General features: G+C 53.7%; 27 protein-coding genes and 2 pseudogenes. 3 read left to right on the top strand and 26 right to left on the bottom strand.

The window, feature by feature from the left end; genetic code table 11:
- From xseA to AWJ19_RS28705, 19 genes and pseudogenes are all read right to left on the bottom strand, one after another.
- Nucleotides 1-872 (bottom strand): annotated as a pseudogene (gene xseA, locus AWJ19_RS28785) (exodeoxyribonuclease VII large subunit); the annotation flags it as partial.
- A gap of 9 nt (nucleotides 873-881) precedes the next feature.
- A complete protein-coding gene (folD, locus tag AWJ19_RS28780; RefSeq protein WP_068728603.1) occupies nucleotides 882-1,739 on the bottom strand; it encodes a bifunctional methylenetetrahydrofolate dehydrogenase/methenyltetrahydrofolate cyclohydrolase FolD in 858 nt (285 codons plus the stop codon).
- A gap of 178 nt (nucleotides 1,740-1,917) precedes the next feature.
- Complete coding sequence (gene nusB, locus AWJ19_RS28775) at nucleotides 1,918-2,367, bottom strand: transcription antitermination factor NusB (protein ID WP_068728602.1); 450 nt, start codon at nucleotides 2,365-2,367, stop codon at nucleotides 1,918-1,920.
- A 344-nt stretch (nucleotides 2,368-2,711) separates the two neighbouring features.
- Entirely contained in the window at nucleotides 2,712-2,945 is a 234-nt protein-coding gene (locus AWJ19_RS28770) for a DUF2273 domain-containing protein (RefSeq protein WP_068728601.1), read from the bottom strand.
- Between the two features lie 15 nt (nucleotides 2,946-2,960).
- Nucleotides 2,961-3,500: an alkaline shock response membrane anchor protein AmaP gene (gene amaP, locus AWJ19_RS28765; RefSeq protein WP_068728600.1), complete on the bottom strand. Its 540-nt coding sequence runs from the start codon at nucleotides 3,498-3,500 to the stop codon at nucleotides 2,961-2,963.
- 74 nt (nucleotides 3,501-3,574) lie between these two features.
- The gene (locus AWJ19_RS28760) at nucleotides 3,575-3,991 is read right to left on the bottom strand and encodes an Asp23/Gls24 family envelope stress response protein (RefSeq protein WP_068728599.1); all 417 of its coding nucleotides are present in this window, start codon (nucleotides 3,989-3,991) and stop codon (nucleotides 3,575-3,577) included.
- 117 nt (nucleotides 3,992-4,108) lie between these two features.
- Nucleotides 4,109-5,452: an acetyl-CoA carboxylase biotin carboxylase subunit gene (gene accC, locus AWJ19_RS28755; RefSeq protein WP_068728598.1), complete on the bottom strand. Its 1,344-nt coding sequence runs from the start codon at nucleotides 5,450-5,452 to the stop codon at nucleotides 4,109-4,111.
- Between the two features lie 59 nt (nucleotides 5,453-5,511).
- Entirely contained in the window at nucleotides 5,512-6,021 is a 510-nt protein-coding gene (gene accB, locus AWJ19_RS28750) for an acetyl-CoA carboxylase biotin carboxyl carrier protein (protein WP_068728597.1), read from the bottom strand.
- A 325-nt stretch (nucleotides 6,022-6,346) separates the two neighbouring features.
- Nucleotides 6,347-6,844, bottom strand: a pseudogene (locus tag AWJ19_RS37015) (SpoIIIAH-like family protein); the annotation flags it as partial.
- 8 nt (nucleotides 6,845-6,852) lie between these two features.
- The gene (locus AWJ19_RS37010) at nucleotides 6,853-7,038 is read right to left on the bottom strand and encodes a hypothetical protein (RefSeq protein ID WP_241781929.1); all 186 of its coding nucleotides are present in this window, start codon (nucleotides 7,036-7,038) and stop codon (nucleotides 6,853-6,855) included.
- A 19-nt stretch (nucleotides 7,039-7,057) separates the two neighbouring features.
- Nucleotides 7,058-7,240 carry a SpoIIIAH-like family protein gene (locus tag AWJ19_RS37005; protein WP_241781928.1) on the bottom strand — a complete coding sequence of 61 codons (183 nt, stop codon included), beginning with the start codon at nucleotides 7,238-7,240 and terminating at the stop codon, nucleotides 7,058-7,060.
- Between the two features lie 48 nt (nucleotides 7,241-7,288).
- On the bottom strand, nucleotides 7,289-7,930 hold the full coding sequence (gene spoIIIAG, locus AWJ19_RS28740) for a stage III sporulation protein AG (protein ID WP_068728596.1): 642 nt from the start codon (nucleotides 7,928-7,930) through the stop codon (nucleotides 7,289-7,291).
- A gap of 200 nt (nucleotides 7,931-8,130) precedes the next feature.
- Complete coding sequence (locus AWJ19_RS28735) at nucleotides 8,131-8,751, bottom strand: stage III sporulation protein AF (protein ID WP_068728595.1); 621 nt, start codon at nucleotides 8,749-8,751, stop codon at nucleotides 8,131-8,133.
- 99 nt (nucleotides 8,752-8,850) lie between these two features.
- Nucleotides 8,851-10,083: a stage III sporulation protein AE gene (gene spoIIIAE, locus AWJ19_RS28730; RefSeq protein WP_128083720.1), complete on the bottom strand. Its 1,233-nt coding sequence runs from the start codon at nucleotides 10,081-10,083 to the stop codon at nucleotides 8,851-8,853.
- A gap of 39 nt (nucleotides 10,084-10,122) precedes the next feature.
- Nucleotides 10,123-10,512 carry a stage III sporulation protein AD gene (gene spoIIIAD, locus AWJ19_RS28725; protein ID WP_039875230.1) on the bottom strand — a complete coding sequence of 130 codons (390 nt, stop codon included), beginning with the start codon at nucleotides 10,510-10,512 and terminating at the stop codon, nucleotides 10,123-10,125.
- 9 nt (nucleotides 10,513-10,521) lie between these two features.
- Entirely contained in the window at nucleotides 10,522-10,725 is a 204-nt protein-coding gene (gene spoIIIAC, locus AWJ19_RS28720) for a stage III sporulation protein AC (protein ID WP_020426549.1), read from the bottom strand.
- 13 nt (nucleotides 10,726-10,738) lie between these two features.
- Entirely contained in the window at nucleotides 10,739-11,257 is a 519-nt protein-coding gene (gene spoIIIAB / locus AWJ19_RS28715) for a stage III sporulation protein SpoIIIAB (protein ID WP_068728594.1), read from the bottom strand.
- Nucleotides 11,250-12,251 (bottom strand): stage III sporulation protein AA, encoded by a 1,002-nt coding sequence (gene spoIIIAA / locus AWJ19_RS28710; RefSeq protein WP_068728593.1) that lies wholly within the window; start codon nucleotides 12,249-12,251, stop codon nucleotides 11,250-11,252. Before spoIIIAA ends, spoIIIAB begins: the two co-directional genes overlap by 8 nt.
- Nucleotides 12,252-12,334: 83 nt before the next feature.
- The gene (locus AWJ19_RS28705; protein ID WP_039879098.1) at nucleotides 12,335-12,577 is read right to left on the bottom strand and encodes a YqhV family protein; all 243 of its coding nucleotides are present in this window, start codon (nucleotides 12,575-12,577) and stop codon (nucleotides 12,335-12,337) included.
- Nucleotides 12,578-12,861: 284 nt separating this feature from the next.
- Here AWJ19_RS28705 and AWJ19_RS28700 point away from each other — a divergent pair, with 284 nt between their 5' ends.
- Nucleotides 12,862-13,728, top strand: a complete 867-nt coding sequence (locus tag AWJ19_RS28700; protein ID WP_068728592.1) for a YitT family protein — start codon at nucleotides 12,862-12,864, stop codon at nucleotides 13,726-13,728.
- 322 nt (nucleotides 13,729-14,050) lie between these two features.
- Here AWJ19_RS28700 and AWJ19_RS28695 read toward each other — a convergent pair whose 3' ends face one another.
- The 4 genes from AWJ19_RS28695 to AWJ19_RS28680 all read right to left on the bottom strand — a co-directional run bounded on the left by AWJ19_RS28695 (nucleotide 14,051) and on the right by AWJ19_RS28680 (nucleotide 17,857).
- Nucleotides 14,051-15,304: an aspartate kinase gene (locus AWJ19_RS28695; protein WP_068728591.1), complete on the bottom strand. Its 1,254-nt coding sequence runs from the start codon at nucleotides 15,302-15,304 to the stop codon at nucleotides 14,051-14,053.
- 305 nt (nucleotides 15,305-15,609) lie between these two features.
- Complete coding sequence (gene efp, locus AWJ19_RS28690) at nucleotides 15,610-16,167, bottom strand: elongation factor P (RefSeq protein ID WP_068728590.1); 558 nt, start codon at nucleotides 16,165-16,167, stop codon at nucleotides 15,610-15,612.
- Nucleotides 16,168-16,220: 53 nt separating this feature from the next.
- The gene (locus AWJ19_RS28685; RefSeq protein WP_068728589.1) at nucleotides 16,221-17,291 is read right to left on the bottom strand and encodes a Xaa-Pro peptidase family protein; all 1,071 of its coding nucleotides are present in this window, start codon (nucleotides 17,289-17,291) and stop codon (nucleotides 16,221-16,223) included.
- A gap of 74 nt (nucleotides 17,292-17,365) precedes the next feature.
- Nucleotides 17,366-17,857, bottom strand: a complete 492-nt coding sequence (locus AWJ19_RS28680) for a YqhR family membrane protein (RefSeq protein ID WP_068728588.1) — start codon at nucleotides 17,855-17,857, stop codon at nucleotides 17,366-17,368.
- Nucleotides 17,858-18,013: 156 nt separating this feature from the next.
- On the opposite strand from AWJ19_RS28680, the gene AWJ19_RS28675 reads away from it, so the two are divergent.
- Together AWJ19_RS28675 and AWJ19_RS28670 are read left to right on the top strand one after the other, a co-directional pair.
- Entirely contained in the window at nucleotides 18,014-19,018 is a 1,005-nt protein-coding gene (locus tag AWJ19_RS28675) for a DUF1385 domain-containing protein (protein WP_068728587.1), read from the top strand.
- A 7-nt stretch (nucleotides 19,019-19,025) separates the two neighbouring features.
- Nucleotides 19,026-19,367 (top strand): hypothetical protein, encoded by a 342-nt coding sequence (locus AWJ19_RS28670; RefSeq protein ID WP_068728586.1) that lies wholly within the window; start codon nucleotides 19,026-19,028, stop codon nucleotides 19,365-19,367.
- Nucleotides 19,368-19,436: 69 nt separating this feature from the next.
- On the opposite strand, the gene AWJ19_RS28665 is transcribed toward AWJ19_RS28670, so the two are convergent.
- The 3 genes from AWJ19_RS28665 to mntR form a co-directional block, all read right to left on the bottom strand.
- The gene (locus AWJ19_RS28665) at nucleotides 19,437-20,378 is read right to left on the bottom strand and encodes a patatin-like phospholipase family protein (protein WP_068728585.1); all 942 of its coding nucleotides are present in this window, start codon (nucleotides 20,376-20,378) and stop codon (nucleotides 19,437-19,439) included.
- Nucleotides 20,379-20,444: 66 nt separating this feature from the next.
- Nucleotides 20,445-22,097, bottom strand: coding sequence for a family 10 glycosylhydrolase (locus tag AWJ19_RS28660; RefSeq protein WP_068728584.1), 1,653 nt, complete (start codon nucleotides 22,095-22,097; stop codon nucleotides 20,445-20,447).
- Between the two features lie 206 nt (nucleotides 22,098-22,303).
- Nucleotides 22,304-22,729 (bottom strand): transcriptional regulator MntR, encoded by a 426-nt coding sequence (gene mntR / locus AWJ19_RS28655; protein WP_039875255.1) that lies wholly within the window; start codon nucleotides 22,727-22,729, stop codon nucleotides 22,304-22,306.
- Nucleotides 22,730-22,753 lie beyond the last annotated feature (24 nt).

Here is a 22,753-nt window from a genome sequence, read left to right as displayed (position 1 = left end):
GCGCTGGGAGCGGCGCAGCAGGCCCTGGCGCAGCCGCAGCTGTGCGGTGCGCAGCTGCGAGGCAAGCTCGGCGGCATGTGGCACAGCAGCTCAGCCGCCGCTGTAGGGGTCGCCGCCCGCAGATCGGCGGCGAAATCGGCGATCGTGAAGTCGGTCTCATGACCGACTGCCGAGATCACCGGAATGCCGGAGCCGGCAATCGCCCGCGCTACGGCTTCTTCATTGAAGGCCCACAGTTCCTCCAGTGAGCCGCCTCCGCGGCCGACAATCAGCACGTCGGCCTCGCCCATGGCGTTCAGGTTCTGGATCGCCTTCACAATGGAAGGCCCGGCTCCTTTGCCCTGCACCAGCACGGGATACAGCACCACCGCTACCTGCGGAAAGCGCCGCTGCAGCGTAATAATGATATCCCTTACAGCCGCCCCGGTCGGTGAGGTGACAACTCCCAGGACGCGCGGAAAGCGCGGCAGCGGCCGCTTGCGGTCCGCTGCAAACAGCCCTTCCTGCTCCAGCTTCTGCTTGAGCTGCTCGTAAGCCATGTACAGGCTGCCGATGCCGTCGGGCTGCATATGGGTTGCGTAGAACTGGTATTGCCCATCCCGTTCATACACTGTTACATTGCCTCTGGCGATAACCTTGGTCCCTTCCTTCGGAACAAAGGGCAGGCGCTGATTATGCGAGGCGAACATGATTGACTTGATCCGGCTGCTCTCATCCTTCAGCGTAAAATACATATGTCCGCTGCCGTGATGAGTGAAGTTGGAAATTTCCCCGCGCACCCACACATCTGACAGGAGCACATCAGAATCCAGCTTCATGCGGATATATTTGTTAAGATCCTTGATGGATAAAACTTGCCGCTCTGCCGCCATAAGCAGTGCCTATTCCAGGCCGTGGCGGCGTTTGGCCGCAATCAGCGTGTTGCTCATCAGCATGGTAATGGTCATCGGGCCTACGCCGCCTGGTACAGGTGTAATGTATCCGGCAACTTCCCGCGCACTTTCATAATCCACGTCACCGGCAAGCTTGCCGTTATCCAGCCGGTTCATGCCCACGTCAATGACCACAGCCCCCGGCTTCACATACGAGCCGTCAATGAAATTTGCCCGGCCGATAGCGACTACCAGAATGTCCGCCTGACGGCAGATTTCCGCCATATTCGCTGTGCGGGAATGGCACATAGTTACGGTCGCATTCTCGCGCTGCAGCAGCAGGGAGACCGGCTTGCCGACGATATTGCTGCGGCCGATTACGACCGCATGCTTGCCGGAAATTCCGGTTCCCGTCCGCTTGATCAGCTCGATACAGCCGGCAGGTGTACAAGGCAGCAGACTGTCATCACCGATGACCAGATTGCCCACATTGATCGGATGGAAGCCGTCCACATCCTTCTCCACAGCAATAGCGTCAATAACCGCCTTCTCCTCGATATGCTTAGGCAGCGGAAGCTGTACAAGAATACCGTCGATATCATTACGGCTGTTCAGCTCTGCCACCAGGGCAAGCAGCTCCTCCTGCGTTGTAGCTGCATCAAGTCTGTGCACTTCCGAGTGGAAGCCGAGCTCGGTGCTGGATTTCTCCTTATTCCGTACATAAACCTGGGATGCCGGATCTTCACCGACCAGAACGACAGCAAGACCGGGCTTTACACCGTGCTCTGCCAGGTCCTTCACCTGCTGTGCGATGTCAATACGAATTTCGTCGGATACCTGTTTACCGCTGATGATTGCTGCTGTCATGTAAGTCTCTCCCCTTTTTATCTGCTCAAGAAGTGTGATTGAAGCATGAATGGCTGGTAACACGGGATATTGCTTGTCTACTAATCGATATACTGCTTGTCTGCTGGCGGGAATCCCGGTTTACCGGCCAGTTACCTCTGGTTGGCTTCCCCGGTGCCTGCCCGGGTATTCTCCAGCCTTACAGCTCGCTTTTCAGCTTGTCAATTTCCTGAATCATTTTGCCGAGTACACCGTTTACGAATTTGCCGGAATCCTCTGTGCCGAAATGCTTGGCCAGATCGATTGCCTCGTTGACTGCAACCTTGGCGGGCACGTCGTCTGCGAAGACCATTTCAAAGGTTGCCAGACGCAGAATCTGGCGGTCTACCCGTGACAACCGGCTCATCTGCCAGCCCTTCAGGTAGTGCTCCAGCATATCGTCGATGGCGACTTTATGCTCCCATACGCCGTTCACATGCTGCACAACATACGCCTTCAGCTCTGTCTCGTCCGTGATGACGTGCTCGCTTTCATTTTCCTCAGATGCCTCAGCAATCAGCATTTCCACCGCTTCCGCACTATCTACCTCATTCATTTCCATCTGGTACAGGCTCTGGACAATAATCTCTCTTGCTAAACGTCTCTTCATGTGTTCCTCCTACAATCTTATCTCGCATTTTATATCGTAAAGCATTGTTTCCGTCAACTTATTCATTACCTTTAGAATCACAATTATTATTTTCAGCACAAAACCGTCTGCTTTATCCCTAATTGTACTTCGTACAGTCAAAAACCGGCCGGGGCTGTACCGGGGTGTGTATGCCGGTATCAGATTGTACGAAATACAGTTAAACGAATTACGGTTAGACCGGCAGCTGCTGTAGCAGCCAAAGTTAAAAAATGCTAGTAAAAAAACCGCGCAGCCCTTCACCCGGCAGGCCAGTCAACGCAAAATAAACGGGTTCCAGGCTCCGGGAGAAAGGCTATCGCGGTTCATTTGAAGGGACGCCAGCGTCCGGACAGCCGCTCTACAAGCTCCTGCCATACGAACAGGGGCGGCTGCGCCGTATCCTTTCTTTTGCCAAGCGTATATCCGATGAACACTACCAGTGCAAAGAACAGCATATCCCAAAAACCGCTAATCAGATAAATCAGGCCAAGCACAATACCGAAGGTTACTCCGGCGATTCTGCCCCCGTGACTTTCCCATATTTCTTTCCAGGGCATAAGGGAAACTCACCTCTATTCCACTCGACTTTTGAAGCTTGGAGACTGTGTGAGGTTGGCAATATAGACTGAAACGTCTGCAACCGGAATTCCCGTCGTCTCCTGCACAAAATCATGCACCTGACGCTGAACCTCTGTAGTCAGCAGCGGGAGCGAATGCTCACCGTCTACTACCGCACGGATCATAATCTCAAGTCCTGCCTGTGACACGCGGATACGCGACTTCAGGTCCCGGATTCCCTTAACCTTGCCTGCAGCCTTAAGGCTCAGGTTCTCAATGGTCTCCATTGAAATCTGGATATCCCCGTACTCCGTACGCTGATCCACCGAAGGCTGGGATGCCCGGTCACGGCGCAGGGAGATATAGAAGAAACGGATGCTGAGCAGAAACAGAATGACTGCTACAGCGATGGCTGCAATGTAGGCGGCCGGTCCATCCTGAATCTCGACCGTATCCGGAATTGCGCCGCTCAGGAGGAGAATGGCAATTACAGATAATATTCCGATGCTTAAGCTGTAGATGAACAGCAGAAGCCTGTCCAAAATTTTTGCCACGAGTCTCATAACCTCCTTAAATTAGAGTAAACCCTCGACGGTGCTGTCGGGGGTTTATAGATAAACGAGGGCCCTTATTTCACGCGGTGAACCGCTTCTGTATCTTCGCTCTTGTCCGTATTCGCGGTAGTTTTGAACTGGACGTCATGGACATGCACGTTCACTTCCACTACAGTCAGACCGGTCATAGTCTCGATGGAACGCTTAACATTGCGCTGAATCTCCCCGGCTACTTCCGGAATACGGTTGCCGTATTCAATAATAACGGACACGTCTACGGCAGCCTCACGTTGTCCAACCTCTACCTTTACTCCTTTGGACAGGTTCTTGCGGCCGAGAAGCTCCACAATCCCTCCGGCGAATCCGCCGCTCATGCCGGCCACGCCTCTAACCTCTACGGTAGCCAAACCTGCGATAACCTCGATTACTTCCGGAGCAATCTGGATCTCGCCGATCTCCGTACGTTCGTATTCCGTCGGCAATGTACTCATCTTGGACTTCAACCCTTTCAATAAAAAAGTTGTTCAACATTTATAGCGGAGAGCACGTCTCTTATTAAACATACTATATCATTTGCCGAACTTTATGACAAACAATGAGAATCCGTCCTAAATTTCATACTCTTCCAGGAATTTGATATCAAAATTCCCGTCCAGGAATACCGGATGCTCCAGCAGCTTCTGGTGGAACGGAATCGTGGTATGTATGCCCTCCACAGCAAATTCGGCCAGCGCCCGCTTCATCTTCGCAACCGCCTCCTGGCGCGTCGGCGCCCAGACGATCAGCTTGGCGATCATGGAATCATAAAACGGCGAGATGGTATAGCCGGGGTAAGCCCCGCTGTCCACCCGCACACCCAGTCCGCCCGGAGGCAGGTAGAAGCCGATTTTGCCCGGTGAAGGCATAAAGTTCTTGTCGGGATCTTCGGCGTTAATGCGGCACTCAATCGACCAGCCGTTGATCACGATATCTTCCTGGGTAAAGGAGAGCGGATTGCCCTCGGCCACCGAAATCATTTCCTTGATCAGATCCACGCCGGTAACCATCTCCGTTACGGGATGCTCAACCTGGATTCTGGTGTTCATCTCCATGAAATAGAACTGTCCGTCCGGACCCAGCAGAAACTCCAGGGTACCTGCCCCCGAGTAATTCACGGCCTGTGCTGCACGTACAGCGGCCTGCCCCATCGCTTCACGGATCTCCGGGGTCAGCACGGAGCACGGAGCTTCTTCGACCAGCTTCTGGCGGCGGCGCTGCACAGAGCAGTCCCGTTCGCCCAGATGGACGACATTCCCGTGATTATCGGCAATAATCTGGATTTCTACATGCTTCATTCCGGTCAGGAATTTCTCCAGGTAGACGCCGGCGTTGCCGAAGGCCTTTTGGGCTTCCTGCTGGGCAGCGGTAATCTGCTTCACCAGGGATTCCTCGTCTTCAGCGATGCGGATGCCTTTGCCTCCGCCGCCTGCGGTAGCCTTCACGATAATCGGATAGCCGATATCACGGCCCAGCATGACCGCTTCCTCTACATCGCCAACCAGCCCGTCAGAGCCCGGGATAACCGGAACGCCCGCCAGCTTCATGGTGTCCTTCGCTACAGCCTTGTCCCCCATCCGGGTGATAGCATCAGGGGAAGGACCGATAAAGGTGATATTGCAGGATTCGCAGATCTCGGCAAAATCAGCATTCTCAGCCAAAAACCCGTATCCGGGATGAATCGCATCGCACTCTGTTAATGTAGCAACGCTCATAATATTGGTAAAGTTCAGATAACTGTCCTTGGACGGCATCGGACCGATGCAATAAGCCTCATCTGCCAGCCGGACATGCAGTGAATCCCGGTCAGGCTCTGAATAGACCGCGACGGTGGAAATGCCCATTTCGCGGCAGGCTCTAATGATGCGCACCGCGATTTCACCGCGGTTGGCAATCAGCACTTTTTGAATGTTCATGCGTTTCCTCCCAAAGTTTAACGAGGCCTGTCAGCCCTCTTGTTCTAGTACTGCGGCAGTTACTCCGGCTTTACCAGAAACAGCGGCTGGCCGTATTCTACAAGCTGGCCGTTCTCGGCAAGCACGGATACGATTTCGCCTCTTACTTCCGCTTCCAGCTCATTCATCAGTTTCATCGCTTCAATGATGCAGACAGTGGATTTCTCATTTACACGGTCCCCCACCTTGACAAAGGACGGTGATTCCGGAGAAGCGGCACTATAGAAGGTTCCTACCATTGGAGAAACAATTTTATGTAATGCTCCTTCGGCAGGGGAAGACTGCGGCTGTACGGCAGCCGGGATCTCGATTGGGGCCGTAGGTGCAACATGCTGCGGACTGTGCGGCTGCGGTGCTGGCGTAAAGGGATAGACATAAGGAGCCGCCTGGATTGCATTGCCATCAGCTTCAGGTCGATCCGGTTTACGTATAGCCAGCTTCATTCCTTCGCTTTCAATCTCCAGCTCATGTACGGAGGAGGTCTGGTCCAGCAATTTAATCAATTCCTTAATCTCGCTTAACTTGAACATTTAATCGTTCACTCCTTCAGCTTTCTCTCGAAGCCACTTTTCTGTTACGGATAAGTTGGAACGGTTACGCTGTCCTTAAAAGGACGGTACCCGTTTCTGCGAAAAAGATAAGGATAAAGGATAGCGTAAAATAAATCCTTTCTTATCTTTCACGCAAAAAACGGCCTCACCGTTTCTCTTTTGAAGCATGGCTTCAGGGATAACGCAAATCTGAGGTCGCTTTCATCATGATAACTTTATGTATTATATCACAAACGCTAGAAATGGAAAGAGCCCGGGACTTGCCCGAGCTCTTTCGGCATTTTTTGCTTTTTTCTACTGGTAATTATTGCTCTGATACATATTGTACCCGGATCTTGTCCTGGGTAACGCTCAGTTCCTTCATCACCAGATCCACGATGCCAACGGCCTGCTTCACGTCCAGCTTGTCGCTCAGCACAACCACGGTGTAGCTGTTTCCGGTTTCCTCCTTGACGATGGCTTCACCGTATTTCTGCTGGAGCTGGGTCTCGATATCGCTGATTTTGGATTCTTTTTCCTCAAGCTTGCTGAGCTGCTCCTGTGCTACCGCGTTCTCTGCCGGTGTCTTGCTCATGTCGTTAATCTGGGCGATCAGGTCATTGTAGTTTTTCAGGTTCTGCTGTTCACGTTCAAACAGATAGTTGGTGAACATGCTGCTTGCGGATGCGCTTTGTGCGGCTACTTCCTTCAGAATTTCCTCATCAGCCTTGGCTGGCGTGCCCTCAGTGGAAGCTGTAGCGCTGTCAGCAGAGGAATCAGCCGCTGCTTTATCATCGCTTGCCGCAGTCTGCTCACCGGCCGTTTTGTCAGTTACTGCAGCAGTGTCTTCCTTGGAGCTGTCTGTGCTGCTCTTATCCGGTGCAGCCGCTGTTTCGCTGCTGGCTGTGTCAGCAGCCGGGTCGGTGACAGCCGCTGCTGCGCATCTTCAGCTGCGGTGTCTTCTGTTGTAGCGAGTCTCAGAACCGCATCCGTGCTGAGTGCACCTTGTGTATCCACTTCATTGATAACCAGACCGTTATCCGAGCACTGCAGAATCCGCTGTACCTGCGCCGTTATTCGCGCTGTCCACCTGAATGGTGCCTGCTGTTTCCTTGGGAATGGAGGCCCCGGTGTCTTCAGTGAATAAGTAGTACGCCGACAGCACCACCATCAAGCTGAGCATGGAAACCAACCAAATTGTTTGTCTTTTGCCCTTCATTTTCTTTTCCTCCTAAAAATAATATTGGATTTATTACTGATTGCCCGCCTATTCCTGCTTGCGCGGTACAACGGAAATGCGGTAGCTTGGCACATTCAGGCCTTTCTGGATGGCCTCCTCGATCAAACCGCGGACAACCTTGTTCTCGGCGCCTTTGGCTACCACAAGCACGCCGCGCACCTGCGGCTTGATCCGCTTGGTGATAATCGGAGTCTCATCGCCCGACTGGCTGTAGGTGACGATTTCACCATCCCTGGTATATTGCGTGGTATGGCGTTTGCCGCCGCTGGCATCGGTCTCTTCACTCAGCTGCTGCGAATCATTCATATTCCGCTGCACAACGATCTCCTCTGTAGAATCTACAGTAACCATGATGTCCACCGTTCCGACACCGACGATCTTCTCCAGGATTTCCTTGGTGCGCTCCTCCATCGCCTGCTCGATGCTGTCGAAGGCTCCGGAGTTGTTAAGATTCCCCTGCTGCAGGGTGGTCTGCGAGGACTCGACAGCCGGCGGTTCACGCCCTGTGTTCTCGCTGTCGAGCTTTTTCACGTTCACAAAGGAGTTGAACAGCATAATCGCAACGCCCAGCAGTCCCAAAATGATCAGCCAGCGGAAGGTATGACTCCTTTTCGGACTGCCGGAGCCTCCGCCTGCCCATTGCTCCAGCTTTTTTAACCAGTTGGCCACTTCTTATCCCCCCTCATCATTAGCGCTGCTTTAAGATTTCCCGGTGCCGGCTGTACTGCCGGAGACCCGGATGATGCCTGGCTCCAGATTCCAGTTCGTTTCCAGCAGCTTCTTAATTTCGTCAGCAGCTACATCAGCTGTGCCAGATGCCTCCTGTCCGTCAGCTCCGGCACCGGAAGAATTGCCTGTTGACCCGGCTGTTACTTCCGTCGCTCCGCCGGCGTGCCCCCGCCAATCTGCACTTGTACAGGCACCACCGGTTCAATCCGGATCGGTTCAGCACCTGAAGGGCTGTCCGTTCCTCCTTCTTCCGCGCCGCCGGCCTGGCCTGCTCCGGCTGACGCCGGCAGGGAGACAGTGACTGCGGTAATTACGGGAACCTCTTCGCTGCCAAGGCCCGACGCCTTGCTCAGCCCGAGCTTCACCGTCACCTTGATCCCCTGCAGGCCAGTACTTCCGGCGACCTGCTCCTGCATCTGGCCGGCCACTTCCTCTGCAGCCAGCTGCAGGCCCTGCTCCTTGGCTCCTGCGGCCAGCATCCGCCCGTCTGCCAGAATCTGCTCCAGCTCACCTGCGCCCCGGCCTGCACCGGAGAGTAGTCCGCCCTGCTGCTCCTGCTGTCCCAGAGCCACGCTCAGCTCCTTCGCGGCATCCCCTTTCAGCAGGGAGACAATCGGGCTCAGCATCGTCAGCAGGACCAGCAGGCTGAGCACCAGCCTCGCGTAACGCTCCATTGATTTGCCCGGAAGCAGCATCTCCACAAAAGCAGCCATCAGGACTACCAGAATGAGCTCCCGCAGCCACCCGCCTAACCAGGTCATATCCTTAACCCTCCTGAACGTTAGTAGGCATCTGCTTTCTGGGCCGCTTCACGGACCTGCTCCGGAAGCATGCTCAGAAGCCAGGTATTTGGGCCAGCCTCACCTCATCATTACCGTGACATTACCTGCGGTCAGCATGATCGTCACGGCCAGGAAGAACATCAGGGAGACGGCGGCCAGTGCGGCAAAGACATAAATCATGCTTTTGCCGATCGTCTGCAGACAAGACACGATTGGCGTCTCGCCGAGCGGCTGCATGACCGCTGCAGCGACATTGTAGATGAGCGCCAGAATCAGGATTTTGATCGCCGGAAATGCGCACAGGAACAGGATGATAATGACACCCGAGAGCCCGATCGCATTCTTCACCAGCAGCGAAGCCGAGATAACGGTATCGGTGGCGTCCGCGAACATTTTGCCGATGACCGGCACGAAATTTCCGGTGATATACTTGGCCGCGCGGATCGTCACCCCGTCTGTCACCGAGCTGGTAATGCCTCTGACGGAAATGACGCCGAGGAACACGGTCAGCAGCACTCCAAGCAGCCCGGCCCCGACATTGCGCAGCAGATTTGCCAGCTGGGTCAGCTTGTATTTCTCCGACATGGCGCTTACCAGATGCAGCACCGCCGAGAAAAAGAGCAGCGGGAAAACAATCGTGTGAATCAGTGTGCCGACCGTATGAATCATGAACACAATCAGCGGATGCGTAACGGAAACTGTGACGATGTTTCCCATCGAAGCGAGAAGCGCGAACAGCAGCGGAATCATCGCCATCATGAAATCAATCATCCGGTCGATCGCATCCTTCGCATAGCCGATCGCGATGTTGAAGCTGTTGACAGCGATGACGAGCACGACCATGTAGCAGAGCATATAAGCGATTTTGCTGACGGCCTTACGTTCAAAAGCGGTCTGCAGCGTCTCCAGAATCATGCTGAGCACGCTGACCATGACGATCGTGACCAGCAGCTTGCCGTTGTAGAGCACCTCATGCCACATGAATTTGCCCAGGCCTGCCAGCACGCCGGCAAAGCTTAGACCGTCCTCGCCGGGAAGCAGCATATCCATCAGCGACGGGGTCTGCCCGTCCGGGAAGAACCCGCCGTACTCTCGCATCAGCTGGTCCCAGTATGACTCAACCCCGTCCAGCGGCAGGTTCTCCACCTGACCCTTGACCCACCCGTCTACGGGTGATGAGGTCCCGCCTGAAGCCTGTGGCGGAGCGACGGTTGCCGAAGCGGTTCCGCCGCACCAGAGCAGCAGCAGAAAGGGCAGAAGCAGCAGCAGTTTTTTTAATTTAAGAGTCTTGTGCACCCGCATGTCCTGCATTCCCCGCCTTTCTCCGGCTGCTCGCGCTCAGCCCGCGGTTCAGGCAGGCAGCAGCTTCATCACTGTTTCGATAATAATGCTGATGATCGGCACCGCCAGCACCATGATAAGGACCTTGCCGGCCAGCTCGATCTTGGAGGCAATGGACTCCTGCCCGGCATCGCGCACAATCTGCGCTCCGAACTCCGCGATATAGGAAATTCCGATGATTTTGAACACCGTTTTGATATAGATCATTTCCATCCCCGAGGACTCCGCCACCCGCTCCAGTGTCCCGAGAATCGTGCCGATCTTGCCGATCAGGAACAGAAAGATCAGAATGCCAGCTGCCGTAGTCAGCAGAAAGGCGAACATCGGCTTTTGTTCCTTCAGCACGAGGATCAGCACCGTCGACAACAGTCCGATTCCTACTACCTGAATAATTTCCATACTGCCTGCCTACTGAAAAAGAAAAATCGTTTTGATTTCCTGAAGCAGTCCGTCCAGCATCCGGATCACCATGAACAGCACGATGATAAATCCGACGATCGTTACCCAGTGGGCGATGTCCTCTTTACCCATCTGCTTGAGTACCGTATGGATCATGGCAATGATGATGCCGATGCCGGCGATTTGAAAAATCGCGTTGACCTCAATATTCATTCCTGGCACCTCGCTAAAAGATCAAAATGACGATCAGTACTCCAAGCAGCAGACCCAGGCTTTTGCTCATTTTTTCATATTTGCCCTGATCCTCTCTGGCCGCCGTCTCCTCCTGCTTCAATTGCTGCAAAGCCAGTGCAATATGCGTGCTCTGATTCGACCTGTCGCTTGTGCCCAAGGTGCAGCTCAGCTGGCGGAGAATTTCCCGCTCTGCCCCCTTCAGGGCAGCGGACCGGAAGTGAAGCTCCATCGCCCGGCGGAAGGCCTCCTCTGCACTGTGATCCAGCGGCGGGCTCATCTCCTGGGCAGCGGCGGTAAAAAAATCCTGCAGCGGACCCTTTGACTGCTGTCCGATCCGGCGCAGCGCCTCCGGCAGCGGGGTATAGCCGTATAGTATTTCTGTCTCCAGCCGCTGGAGTGCTGCGATCAGCCCCCTGATGTTCCGCGGCCTGTCTGCATACTGGGCAGCCCGGGTGAACCCGGCCAGCGTGCCGGCCAGCACAACCAGCACTGCACCCAGCAGTTTAAGCACGGCGTTCACCGCCTTGCTGCTCTTCCGGCGTTATGAGCAGCAGCCCGCGCTTTTGCCCGTCCAGAATGCGGAAGGTGAGCCCTGCCTCGGTACGGTGCAGAATGACGTACCGCTCGAACATCCGGTGCTCAAGCAGTCCCCCCAGGCCCGGACGCCGGGCCAGCTCGGCCACTTCTTTGCCGTGGGCCGTGGCTACCACGGAGATTCCGGCGTGCAGCGCTTCTGTCACCGCTTCGGCATCCTCATGGCGTCCGATCTCGTCGGCAACAAGCACCTCCGGCGAGAGGGAGCGGATCATCATCATCATCCCCTCCGCTTTCGGGCAGCCGTCGAGGATGTCGGTGCGCGGCCCGACATCAAAGGCCGGGATACCGCGGCGGCTGCCGGCAATCTCCGAGCGCTCGTCCACAATGCCGACCTTAAGGCCGGGGCGGCTGCCGTCTCGTCCGGCCTCGCTGCCGGCGGAGATCTGCCTGGCGAGATCACGCAGCAGCGTGGTCTTGCCGTGCTGCGGCGGCGAGAGGATCAGCGTATGCATGATCCGCTGCCGCCCCCGCTCCACCAGATAGGGCAGCACGCTGTTGGCGATGCCCGGCAGCTCGCGGGCGATCCGGACATTGAAGCCGGTAATGTCGCGCAGATGCTCAACCCCGCCTCCGCTTAGCACCGTCCGGCCGGAAAGGCCGATCCGGTGTCCGCCGGGAATCGTGATAAAGCCCTTACGCAGCTCCTCTTCCATCGTATAGAGGGAATGATTGCTGATGAGATCAAGCAGCCGGTGCGTATCCTCCCGGCTTGGCTTGTACGCTTCTGCGGGAAGCTGGGTCAGGCTGCCGTTTTCGCAGAGGAAATGGTATTTGCCGGAGTAGTTAATCTCCAGCGGGCGCCCTTCCCGGACCCTGACCTCCTCCAGCCTCGCCAGAAGACGGTCGGGAAGTCCGCTAAGCAGCGCCCTTACTTTTTCGGGAAACAGGAAAAGCCAGTCATTAGCCATACAATGTACCCCCAAGCTGTCCTCTACTTTTATAGCTTTATTCCATATTTATGCTTGTACCTGAGCTTTATGCCTATCATCTATCATTTTTTTAGAATACCGATTAAGAGAAAGGCCACTCCGCAGCCGATCCAGCCCAGCTTGCCCCAGGACAGCTCCTGGGCCATCCCCGTAAGCCCGACAGCCGTTGTCAGAATGAGAATCGTCGGCCCTACGAGGGCCAGTCCCGAATTAACCGCCAGTGCCTTGTCCACCTGGTTCAGCTTCAGCATTATCAGCGCCGCCGTAATCTCCACACTGCCGGACAGCAGCCGTAAAATCGCCATCCAGCTAACATACTTGTCCAATCTGTTCAGCTCCTTTTATTGAAATCTGCTGCGGACCCATACCGCACTGCCTGAAACAAGCCATTACCCATGGATATGCGCAAGCTGCCCACTTTAGACAAACGAATATAGGCGCAGCCGCACCTGAGATGTGAAAGAAATCATAGAGAAACAATTCATAAAAAAATATCATCAGTGTGATAAAATAAATTTGTTAATCAACAAACGGGAAATAGAAGCTTATGTCATTGGATAGACTAAGAAAAAAAGAGGGGAATTTTAGCATGCAGGTTCGTAATCTCGTAGTACCGCTAGTATCAAGCACAGTAGCAAGGCAGGTAAAAGATGTAGCTGTCATTATTCTTTCAGCTTTTCTGGTAGCCAGCGGCCTCCGGCTGTTTCTCATTCCGCATCAGCTGCTGAGCGGCGGAGTGGCCGGGACGGCTTCCATTATCGGGTATCTCACAAATCCCAAGTATATTTCACTGTACTATTTTGCAATCAACTTTCCGATTCTGATCTGGGGCTTTGTAGCCGTAGGCAAAAAATACATATGCTTAAGCATGCTGTCTGTCATCTCCACCACCTGGTTCCTGACCGTCATTCCGGTCATCAAGCTGACCAAGGACCCGATTCTCGCCAGTATTTTCGGTGGAGTCATTATTGCCTGCGGGGTGGGGTTCTCGCTTCGTGCGGGAGGCTCTTCCGGGGGATTTGATATTTTGGGCTCGATCATTACCCGCAAACGCGATATTCCGATGGGGACAGTGCTGTTCGTGCTGGACGGACTGGTCATTCTGAGCCTGGGCTTTTTCAAAAGCTGGGATTCCGCCCTTTATGCCATGCTCTGTATTTTCGTCAAAAGCCGGGTCGTAGATATGATTCATATCCGCCACGTCAAGCTGACCTGCTTCATCGTCACCAAGGAACGGGAAAAGATGCTCAGCCGGCTCACCCAGCTGCCCCACGGGGTTACTGTGGTAAATGCAGAGGGCGGATACAGTCATGAAGGCAACACCATGCTGATGACCGTTACGACACGCTATGAGCTGGCCGAGCTGCGCAAGACCATTCTCGAGACAGACCCGAAATCATTCGTAAACGTACTGGAGACGGTAGAGATCGTAGGACGGTTCAGACGGCTGAGTTAGCTAGATTTATCATAGAAAAGAGCCTGTAATCCCCGGTAACCGGCGGAATACAGGCTCTTCTTTTAAATTACGGACTCAGATGACGTTATTTCCGGAATTCCCTGCTCCTGCGGGAACTAACGGACACCAGGGGCCTTATCTGCGGCCAGGGCGCCCATATCCGGGCTTTTCAGCGCACCAAGGTTATCTGTGTCCGTTAGAGCAGGAAATTGCGCAGAAGGTACAAAATAACGCCTTCTGAGTCCGTTACAGCATTCGGCGGTATTAAAAAAAGGGATGCTCCCCCAGCCCTCAGGCTGAAGAAACATCCCTGCTCTAGTACCTATCTGCGGTCCTTAGGTCCGCCAACGAAGGCCTGCTCTTCTGTATCCAGGTTATAGGCGGTGTGCAGCGCCTGAATAATCTGCTGAAGGTTGCCGGATTCAATGACACAGGACACCTTGATTTCGGAGGTGCTGACCATCTTGATGCTGACGCCCTGGCCGGAGATCACTTCGAACATCTGCGCGGCAACACCCGGATGGCTGACCATTCCTGCACCGACGATCGACACTTTGACCAGATTGTCTTCCGAGGTTACTTCACGGTAAGGCAGCTCGCTGTGCAGCCCTTCAATAACTTCCTTGGCCCGGGCCAAATCGCCCAGCCCTACTGTAAAGGAAAAGTCGGCTGTGCCGTTCTGAACGCCGCTCTGCACGATAATATCCACATCGACGCCTTCAGCAGCCAGCTTGCCGAATACCTGGGCAAGAACACCCGGCACATCAGGCACTCCCAGAATACTGATCCGCGCCACATTTTTGTCATATGCGATCCCGCTCACTACTACTCCCTGCTCCATGCTTGCTTCCTCCTTAACTACAGTACCTTCATTATGATTAAAGCTTGATCTGACGACCAGCTTCACCTGATATCTTTTGGCATATTCTACTGCCCGGGGGTGGAGTACCGCTGCGCCCAGATTGGCCAGCTCCAGCATCTCGTCATAGGAGATTTCCTTCAGCTTGCGCGCCGTTTTTACGATACGCGGGTCTGTGGAATAGATGCCGTCCACATCAGTATAGATTTCGCACACATCAGCCTTGATCGCAGCTGCCAGTGCTACTGCGGTTGTATCGGAGCCTCCGCGTCCCAGCGTTGTAATCTCGCCGTCCAGCGTCATCCCCTGGAAGCCGGCCACAATCACGATCTGTTCGCGCTCCAGTGACTCCAGCACACGCCGCGGAACGATTTCGTTGATCCGGGCCCGGCCGTGGGTTTCATCTGTGCGGAAGCCTGCCTGCCAGCCTGTATACGAGACGGCGTCTCTGCCGATTCCGTGCAGGGCGATGGACAGCAGCGCAACCGAGATCTGTTCGCCGGTTGTCATCAGCATATCCATTTCACGCGCCGGCGGCTGCTCATTCAGCGCCTTGGCCTGGTCGATCAGATCATCCGTAGTATCTCCCATAGCGGATACAACCACAACGCAGCGGTGTCCTTCATCCTGCTTGTCTGCGATGCGCTTAGCGACCCGTTTCATACGTTCAATGTCGCCGACGGAGCTGCCTCCGAATTTCATGACATAAAGTGACAAAGTTCTATTCACTCCCTATTTCGCTCTATGTAGCTTATATTTTGGTTTATCGCTTTAACCCAGTATAATACGAAAATGACATGAAGCGTTAATGGTTTCACAAAAAAAAGCGCCCATTTCAGGATTCCCTGCCTCACTGCCAAGAAAAAACGGCTTTGCCATCCTTTAAGGGATGGTATCCGTTCCTGCGAGAATATAGAAGGATTATTCTTGATATGCAATATATAAATTCTTATATCTCAAATAAACCTCCGCCGCTGTAAGCGGGGAGGCTATTGTTGTTGCAGCTGTATGCCAGGCTTGTCCTACGCGCGGGAGATGTATTTACCTTCGCGTGTATCAATCAGGAGAACGTCCCCTTCATTAATGAACAGTGGAACCTGTACAGTATGGCCAGTTTCCAGTGTAGCCGATTTGGTTGCGCCCTGGGCAGTGTTACCCTTAACGCCAGGCTCGGTTTCAGTAACCTTCAGCTCAACGCTGGTAGGCAGGTTGATCCCGAGGATTTCGCCCTGGTAGCTGACAATGTTAACCGTCATGTTTTCTCTCAGGAAGTTAAGCTCCCATTCAAGCTGTTTCGCGCTCAGCTCGAATTGGTCGTAAGTTTCGTTGTCCATGAATACATGGTCAGCACCGCTTGCATACAGGTACTGTACGCCGCGGTTTTCAATGATGGCACGGCCGATGGTTTCGCCGGCACGGAAGGTGCGCTCAACGGTGTTGCCGTTGCGCAGGTTCTTCAGCTTGGAGCGGACGAACGCCGCACCTTTACCCGGTTTTACGTGCTGGAAATCAAGCACCGTAAAGATATCGCCGTCTACCTCTACGGTTAGGCCTGTTTTGAAATCATTAACTGAAATCACTAAAAATCCCTCCTGGATCATTAATCAACTTGGTGAATGGGTGAAGCAAAAATCTAAAGTACCAGATAATCCTTAGACGAATGCGTCAGAACTGTAATCCCGCTTTCAGTGATTACAATATCGTCTTCAATCCGTACTCCGCCTAGACCTGACAGATAAATCCCCGGTTCAACGGTAACGACCATCCCCGGCTCCAGAATCTCGTCAGCAAGCTTGGACAGCCGCGGCCATTCATGAACCTCCATACCAAGGCCATGGCCTGTGCTGTGGCCGAAATACTCGCCGTAGCCGTAACGGGTAATGATATCGCGCGCAAGCGCATCCGCTTCCCGTCCGGTCATGCCGGGCTTGATGTTCGCGAGCGTGTGCAGCTGTGCTTCAAGCGTGATGTCATAGATCTCCTTCAGCTTGGGATCCGGCTTGCCCAGTGCAATGGTACGGGTTACATCCGAGCAGTACCCGTCCAGCAGCGCACCGAAATCAAAGGTAACAAATTCATTGTTCCCGATTACCTTGCTGCTGGCTACACCATGCGGCATGGCCGAACGTTCGCCAGAGGCAACAATGGTGTCAAACGATGAAGAGGTTGCGCCGTGGGTGCGCATGAAGAATTCCATTTCCAGATCCACATCACGCTCGGTCATGCCGGGCTTGATTACATTCAGGATATGGCTGAACGTTGCATCGGCCAGATCGGCCGCGCGCTGCATAACAGCCAGCTCATCCTCATCCTTGAACATGCGCAGATTCTCAACCGCCTTGGACACCGGAACCAGCACTGCCGGCTGGAGCGCCTCGGCATAAGCCGTGTACGCGCTGAAAGTAACATCATCCTGTTCAAAGCCCACACGGACACTTCCGCTCTGGGGTAGCAACTCCCGTACAGTATCAATGAATTTCGGACCATGCTGTACAACCTTGAGGCCGGTTACCTGCTCCGCCGCCTGGGTCATATACCGGAAGTCAGTCAGCAGGTAGCTTTCATCGCCGGTGACCAGCACATAACCCGAAGAACCGGTGAATCCGCTCAGGTAACGGCGGTTATACCCGCTGGTAATTAACATAGCATCCAATCCCAGATCCTGCAAAACCTTACGCAGCTTGGAGACGCGCTTGTTGCCCATTTTCATTCTCCTCTCGAAATAGCCACATTGTATTTTAACATAGGGTTATGCCCTTGAGAAGTTTTTTCGGGCGTTCAGGCCAGCTTTGTCCGCTGTTCGCGTTTTCGTTCATCTGTATACTCGATGGCTGCCGTGTAACCGATGAATAATCCCCAGAGCAAAAAGATGCAAAATTCGCTGACCACAGAGTTCCAGGGGAGCCTGAACATCGGCTGCTGCAGGAAAAGCCAGGAGCCGGCCAGAAAGATCACCGCCCACCAGATCACACCGTACACCATTCCCGGCCAGGGCCCCTTCAGTTTGCGGAGGAGGAAGACATAGATAAGCGAAGCGATTACCGAGAAAAGAATAAAAAACAGATATCCGGTCAGCTGTCCTGCAGGCTTCATTAAAAAAGCATGCTGAAAGAAAGGCTCTGCCAAAAAGCCCGGGATCACCTTGGTAAAATGAAAAACGTAGATCAGCCAGCGTATCCCCCCCCAGATAACTCCGGCAAATATCCCCAGCTCGATTGCAAAAAATAAAGGGTTTGTATGCCCGGATGCCTGCTTGCCTGCCTTGTTCATTATTTTGCCCCGCTTTCATATGTGAATTGGCTGTACTGCTTGTCCTGCCTCTTACTCCTAGTATGCTCAGGAAAAGCCAATCCAACTAGCAATGTAAGCATAAATTAGTTACAATGGTTTATATCAATCATATTATTATCAGGGAAGGTGAATTGGTTGTCCCAGGAAACTCCCAGTTACGGCGGCCAGGCCGTTATCGAAGGCGTCATGTTCGGCGGCAAGCATATCAACGTAACAGCCGTACGGCGGAAGAATCAGGAAATCACATTTTTGGAGGTGCCGAAGAGCGATAAGAGCTGGGTCATCAAGCTGCGCAAGATTCCGCTGCTTCGCGGCATTGTCAGTATTATAGATTCCAGCGCCAAAGGCTCCAAGCATTTGAACTATTCAGCAGAATCGTTTGCTGAAGATGAGACTGAGCCGGAGGAAGCGGCCAAGCAGAAGGAACAAGCCAAGGATAAGAAGAAAGAAGAAGGCTGGAGCCTCGGCATGATTTTTGGTGTCGCGGTGATGGGGATTCTGTCATTCCTGTTCGGCAAGCTGATCTTCACCCTGGTTCCGGTCTTTGTAGAGTCGTACCTGTTCGGGGATGCATTTGACAACTATATTTTGCACAACCTTGTGGAAGGTGTCATCAAGCTGATTCTGCTGCTTGTCTACCTGACCGCCATTTCACAGACTCCGGTAATCAAACGGCTGTTCCAATATCACGGGGCCGAGCACAAGGTCATCAGCGCCTTTGAAGCCGGAGAAGAGTTAACCGTCGAGAACGTTCAGAAATACAGCCGCCTGCATTACCGCTGCGGCAGCAGCTTCATGATGCTGACCATTATTCTCGGTGTCGTGATCTACTCTGTTGTCCCTTGGAGCAGCCTTACTGAACGCGTCCTTCAGCGTATCATTCTGCTGCCGGTTGTAATCGGTGTGTCGTTTGAGGTTCTTAAAGCAACCAACGCGGTTCGTGATGTTCCATGGCTCAAGTATTTGGGTTATCCGGGCCTTTGGCTCCAGCTGCTTACGACCAAAGAGCCCAAGGATGATATGGTCGAGGTATCTATCGCCTCCTTTAACCGGATGCGCGAGCTCGACGCCATGATTGAAGCTAAAGGCTATATTGATGAAAGTGTGTCCGGCGGCGTATTGGATCCTGCGAAAGGATGATTGCCCTATGATCAGGCATGCTTTAATTTTTTGGATCAGCGTTATACTCGGTGTATATGGGCTGGTTTACGGGGTTACAAATTTCGGCTTCTGGTGGCTGTTCATGCAGCTGCTTCCGACGTTAATTCTGGTGGGTCTGCTGGTGTTCGCATACAGGCTGGCCATGAAAGGCCCGTCCTACGGCTCCGGCCGTTCCAGACCGAAGGTTAAACCATCCCAGAAGACAATGGCCAAGGTTGCCGGAGTCCGCAAGACCCAGACAGCTCCCGGCAAACGTAAAACGTATCCGTTTCAGGTTATCGAAGGCAGCAAAGGCAAAAACGACGATCAGCTGCCCAAGTATCACTAGAATAACAAAAGCCTCCCGGTACTGCGCGAGCAGTCATGCGGGAGGCTTTTTGTGTTATTAATGCCCGCCCTAAATCCTGTGCTTGCGCGGCCGCCAGTTCCGGAAAAATTCCTCGCCTGCCTTCATTCCTGCCGCATACAGCTCATCACTCTCCTGTGCCGTGAGATGAAACTGTGTCGTGGAGATGCCCAGGGTCGGTATCTTGACTGTACGCACGAACTTCTCCGTCTCAATGTAGCGCTCATCATGTGCGGACAGCATCGTGCCTACCATTGCCTGCAGCATCGTGAACGGTCCGGTAATCCGGTGCGGCTGCGGCTCCGTCTTTCCGATCAGCTGATAGCCGACCGTCGGTGTCCGGTGTTCGGGGCTTTTGAAGCCGTCCTTCTTTTCATCAAACAGCCACAGCGGAAAATTACTCAGCACCCCTCCGTCCACTACATAGACAAACTGCTCGATAAAAGCCTTCCCCTGCGCCGCCTGCCCGTTCAGCCGGAGCATGACCGGATCGAAGAAATAAGGAATGCTGCAGCTCATCCGCACCGCCTTGGCAACCTCAAACCTGCCCGGTGAAATCCCGTACTCGGGAAGATCGTCCGGAAGAACAATAATCCGGCCGTTGGTAATATCCGATGCAATGACCGACAGCTTGCCCCGGGGCAGATCGCTGAAGGTGACGATGCCTTTATCTAGCAGGATGCCGCGTACCCAGCTCTCCAGGGCTTCCCCCGAGTACAGCCCCTTCTTGATCATGACGCGCAGCGCCGGACCAATCAGTGCCGTGTTGTAGAGCATTCCCCGCTTGAGAAAGGAGGTGAACGGTGTCTGCTTGATGATCCGGCTCATATCCTTCCCGTCGTAGCCTGCTGCCAGAAAAGTAGCGATAATCGAACCGGAGGAAGTTCCCGCCACTCTTTTAAAAACACCGCCTGCCCGCTCTGTCGCTTCAACCGCTCCGGCCAGCGCCACTCCTTTTACCCCGCCGCCTTCAAAGACTGCATTGATCTCCATACACGGCAACCCCCCGTTCCATAGATCTACTGCTTATCTATGAGCACGGGGGAGTCTTCATGACTTCTATGATTTAAAATAAAAGGCCAACAGGCTTGCAAGCCCGTACGGATTACGTACGGCAACATCGTTAGCGCGGAACATAATGCTTCCGGCAACTTCCTCGTATTTATCGTTGTATTTCAGCTGGTTGATAATCTGTTCACCGCTCTGCCATTCGGCAGTCTGCTTCGTGTCTCCTACCTTGTAAGCGGCCTGGCCGATGTACAGCTTGACGCCGGTGCCTTTGACCTCATTCACCCACCAGTCCACAAGCTTATCATAGCGGGCTGCCGAAAAGGACAGGCTCCAGTAAATCTGCGGGGCGATGTAGTCGATCCAGCCGTTCTTGATCCAGGTACGGGTATCCGCATACATATCATCATAGGCTGATACGCCTGCAGTAGTGTCCGAACCGGTACTGTCAGCCTTTTTGTTGCGCCAGACGCCGAACGGGCTGACACCATAGGATACTTCCGGCTTGGCGGTATGAATCTCCTGGCCCAGCTGGCGGATGAATTCATTGATATTGTTCCGGCGCCAGTCTGCTTTGCTGGCAATCCCTGCAGCATTATAAGTCTTAAAGGCTGCATCATCGGCAAAGGCTACGCCTGAGGGATAGAAATAATCGTCCAGATGCACACCGTCGATATCATAGCCCCGGACGACCTCCATCACCGTATCGATAATATGCTGCCGGGCCTCGGGAATGCCGGGATTAATATACAGCTTGCTGTCGGCCTTGACGACCCAGTCCGGATGAGCTTTGGATACATGATTGCCGGCCAGACCGGCAAGTGTAGCAGCTGCTGTATCCGTAGTCGCCCGGAACGGGTTGAACCAGGCATGAATCTGCATGCCGCGCTGGTGTGCGGCACTCACGATGTATTCCAGCGGATCATAGTCCGGAACCTTACCCTGCGTGCCGGTCAATACCTTGGACCAGGGAACCAGCTGTGAAGTGTACAGGCTGTCGCCAGAGGGTCGTACCTGAACGAATACAGCATTGAAGCCAGTCGTTTGCAGCTTGTCCAGCAAGGTGTCAAACTCCTGCTTCTGCTTCGCCGAATTGCCAGCTGAAGACGAGGATGGCCAGTCCAGATTGAACACGGTGGAGATCCATGCTCCCTTCATCGCTTTCCCTGTACTGCCGGGAAGGGTCGGTGCAGGGACGGAAGGCACAGAAGGCGCAGGCACCGTTGGTACTGACGGGACTGATGGTCCCGAGGGACCTGTGATCTCAGCGTTTGAATACAGGGCGATATGCTTGGCCGCCTGGTTCCAAACCACCTGAAGGCCGAGCTGTTCACTTACAAAGCGAAGCGGTACCATTACCCGGCCCTGTCTGATCTGCACCGAGGTATCCAGACGCACAGAGGCTGCATTTACCAATGCTGTCTGTTTGCCGCTGGTCAGCTTCAGCACCGTATCCCCTTTACTGATCGTCGCTGTCTTGCTGCTCTGGCTCCATTCTACCGCAGCGCCAAGTCCCTGGCTGACTACACCCACTGGAACCATCGTTACGCCTGAAGCCGTAATATACGGCGGCACGTCAGGATTCAGCGCCTCCCCGTCCAGTTCAATCGTGATCTGAACCGCAGCTGCGCGGACGCCTCCCGGCCATACTGGCAGAAGCAGCATCAGCACCATTACTCCTAACAACCATTTTCGGTAATTCATAATTCCTCCCTGTTCTACATGAAATGAACGCAAAAAAACGGCCTCTCGTCCTTATCTAAGGGAGACGGCCGTTTCTTGCAAAACGGAGAAATACAAGTAAAAGTATAACAGGCTGCTATACTTTCTCATACTTCGTTAAAGGACGTTATCCGTTTTGACGTAAAAAAACTGGAAAGGTTGCGGTATACCATACAGAAACAGACTTTTTATGAATCGCTGACCAGCTCATTGTGAATATCATATAAGGTCTTCACGCGTTCCTCATCACGGCGGAAATACTCCACCAGCGTTTCGATACGCGTAATCGAATCCCAGCTCAGATGATGCTCAATGCCTTCGACATCCTTATAAATATGCTCCTGCTGTACTCCGATCAGGCCGAGGAACTCCTCCAGCAGCTGATGCCGGTCAACCAGCCGTTTTCCTACTTTCTTACCTTTGCTCGTCAGGACAAGCCCACGATATTTCTCATAGATGAGATATTCGTCCTTATCCAGTTTTTGGATCATCTTGGTTACAGAGGAGGGGTGTACTTCCAAGCCCTCGGCAATATCCGAAACCCGCGCATAACCCTTCTCGTCGATGAGCTTGTAAATGCGCTCCAAATAATCCTCCATGCTGGGTGTTGGCATTCAAGTTTACCTCTTTTCTATAAT

Source organism: Paenibacillus sp. DMB5, assembly GCF_001517085.1.
GTDB lineage: Bacteria > Bacillota > Bacilli > Paenibacillales > Paenibacillaceae > Paenibacillus_AQ.
The sequence above is the reverse complement of the archived record's forward strand: the minus strand, read 5'-3'. Positions and strand labels throughout refer to the sequence as shown.

What these genes read in the sequence shown, in the direction of transcription:
- folD (WP_068728603.1), bottom strand. Translation starts at nt 1,739, where the DNA reads ATGACAGCAGCAATCATCAGCGGTAAACAGGTATCCGACGAAATTCGT.
- nusB (WP_068728602.1), bottom strand. Translation starts at nt 2,367, where the DNA reads ATGAAGAGACGTTTAGCAAGAGAGATTATTGTCCAGAGCCTGTACCAG.
- AWJ19_RS28770 (WP_068728601.1), bottom strand. Translation starts at nt 2,945, where the DNA reads ATGCCCTGGAAAGAAATATGGGAAAGTCACGGGGGCAGAATCGCCGGA.
- AWJ19_RS28760 (WP_068728599.1), bottom strand. Translation starts at nt 3,991, where the DNA reads ATGAGTACATTGCCGACGGAATACGAACGTACGGAGATCGGCGAGATC.
- accC (WP_068728598.1), bottom strand. Translation starts at nt 5,452, where the DNA reads ATGAACATTCAAAAAGTGCTGATTGCCAACCGCGGTGAAATCGCGGTG.
- accB (WP_068728597.1), bottom strand. Translation starts at nt 6,021, where the DNA reads ATGTTCAAGTTAAGCGAGATTAAGGAATTGATTAAATTGCTGGACCAG.
- AWJ19_RS37005 (WP_241781928.1), bottom strand. Translation starts at nt 7,240, where the DNA reads ATGAAGGGCAAAAGACAAACAATTTGGTTGGTTTCCATGCTCAGCTTG.
- AWJ19_RS28735 (WP_068728595.1), bottom strand. Translation starts at nt 8,751, where the DNA reads ATGACCTGGTTAGGCGGGTGGCTGCGGGAGCTCATTCTGGTAGTCCTG.
- spoIIIAE (WP_128083720.1), bottom strand. Translation starts at nt 10,083, where the DNA reads ATGCAGGACATGCGGGTGCACAAGACTCTTAAATTAAAAAAACTGCTG.
- spoIIIAD (WP_039875230.1), bottom strand. Translation starts at nt 10,512, where the DNA reads ATGGAAATTATTCAGGTAGTAGGAATCGGACTGTTGTCGACGGTGCTG.
- spoIIIAC (WP_020426549.1), bottom strand. Translation starts at nt 10,725, where the DNA reads ATGAATATTGAGGTCAACGCGATTTTTCAAATCGCCGGCATCGGCATC.
- spoIIIAA (WP_068728593.1), bottom strand. Translation starts at nt 12,251, where the DNA reads ATGGCTAATGACTGGCTTTTCCTGTTTCCCGAAAAAGTAAGGGCGCTG.
- AWJ19_RS28705 (WP_039879098.1), bottom strand. Translation starts at nt 12,577, where the DNA reads ATGGCGATTTTACGGCTGCTGTCCGGCAGTGTGGAGATTACGGCGGCG.
- AWJ19_RS28700 (WP_068728592.1), top strand. Translation starts at nt 12,862, where the DNA reads ATGCAGGTTCGTAATCTCGTAGTACCGCTAGTATCAAGCACAGTAGCA.
- AWJ19_RS28685 (WP_068728589.1), bottom strand. Translation starts at nt 17,291, where the DNA reads ATGGGCAACAAGCGCGTCTCCAAGCTGCGTAAGGTTTTGCAGGATCTG.
- AWJ19_RS28680 (WP_068728588.1), bottom strand. Translation starts at nt 17,857, where the DNA reads ATGAACAAGGCAGGCAAGCAGGCATCCGGGCATACAAACCCTTTATTT.
- AWJ19_RS28670 (WP_068728586.1), top strand. Translation starts at nt 19,026, where the DNA reads ATGATCAGGCATGCTTTAATTTTTTGGATCAGCGTTATACTCGGTGTA.
- AWJ19_RS28665 (WP_068728585.1), bottom strand. Translation starts at nt 20,378, where the DNA reads ATGGAGATCAATGCAGTCTTTGAAGGCGGCGGGGTAAAAGGAGTGGCG.
- AWJ19_RS28660 (WP_068728584.1), bottom strand. Translation starts at nt 22,097, where the DNA reads ATGAATTACCGAAAATGGTTGTTAGGAGTAATGGTGCTGATGCTGCTT.
- mntR (WP_039875255.1), bottom strand. Translation starts at nt 22,729, where the DNA reads ATGCCAACACCCAGCATGGAGGATTATTTGGAGCGCATTTACAAGCTC.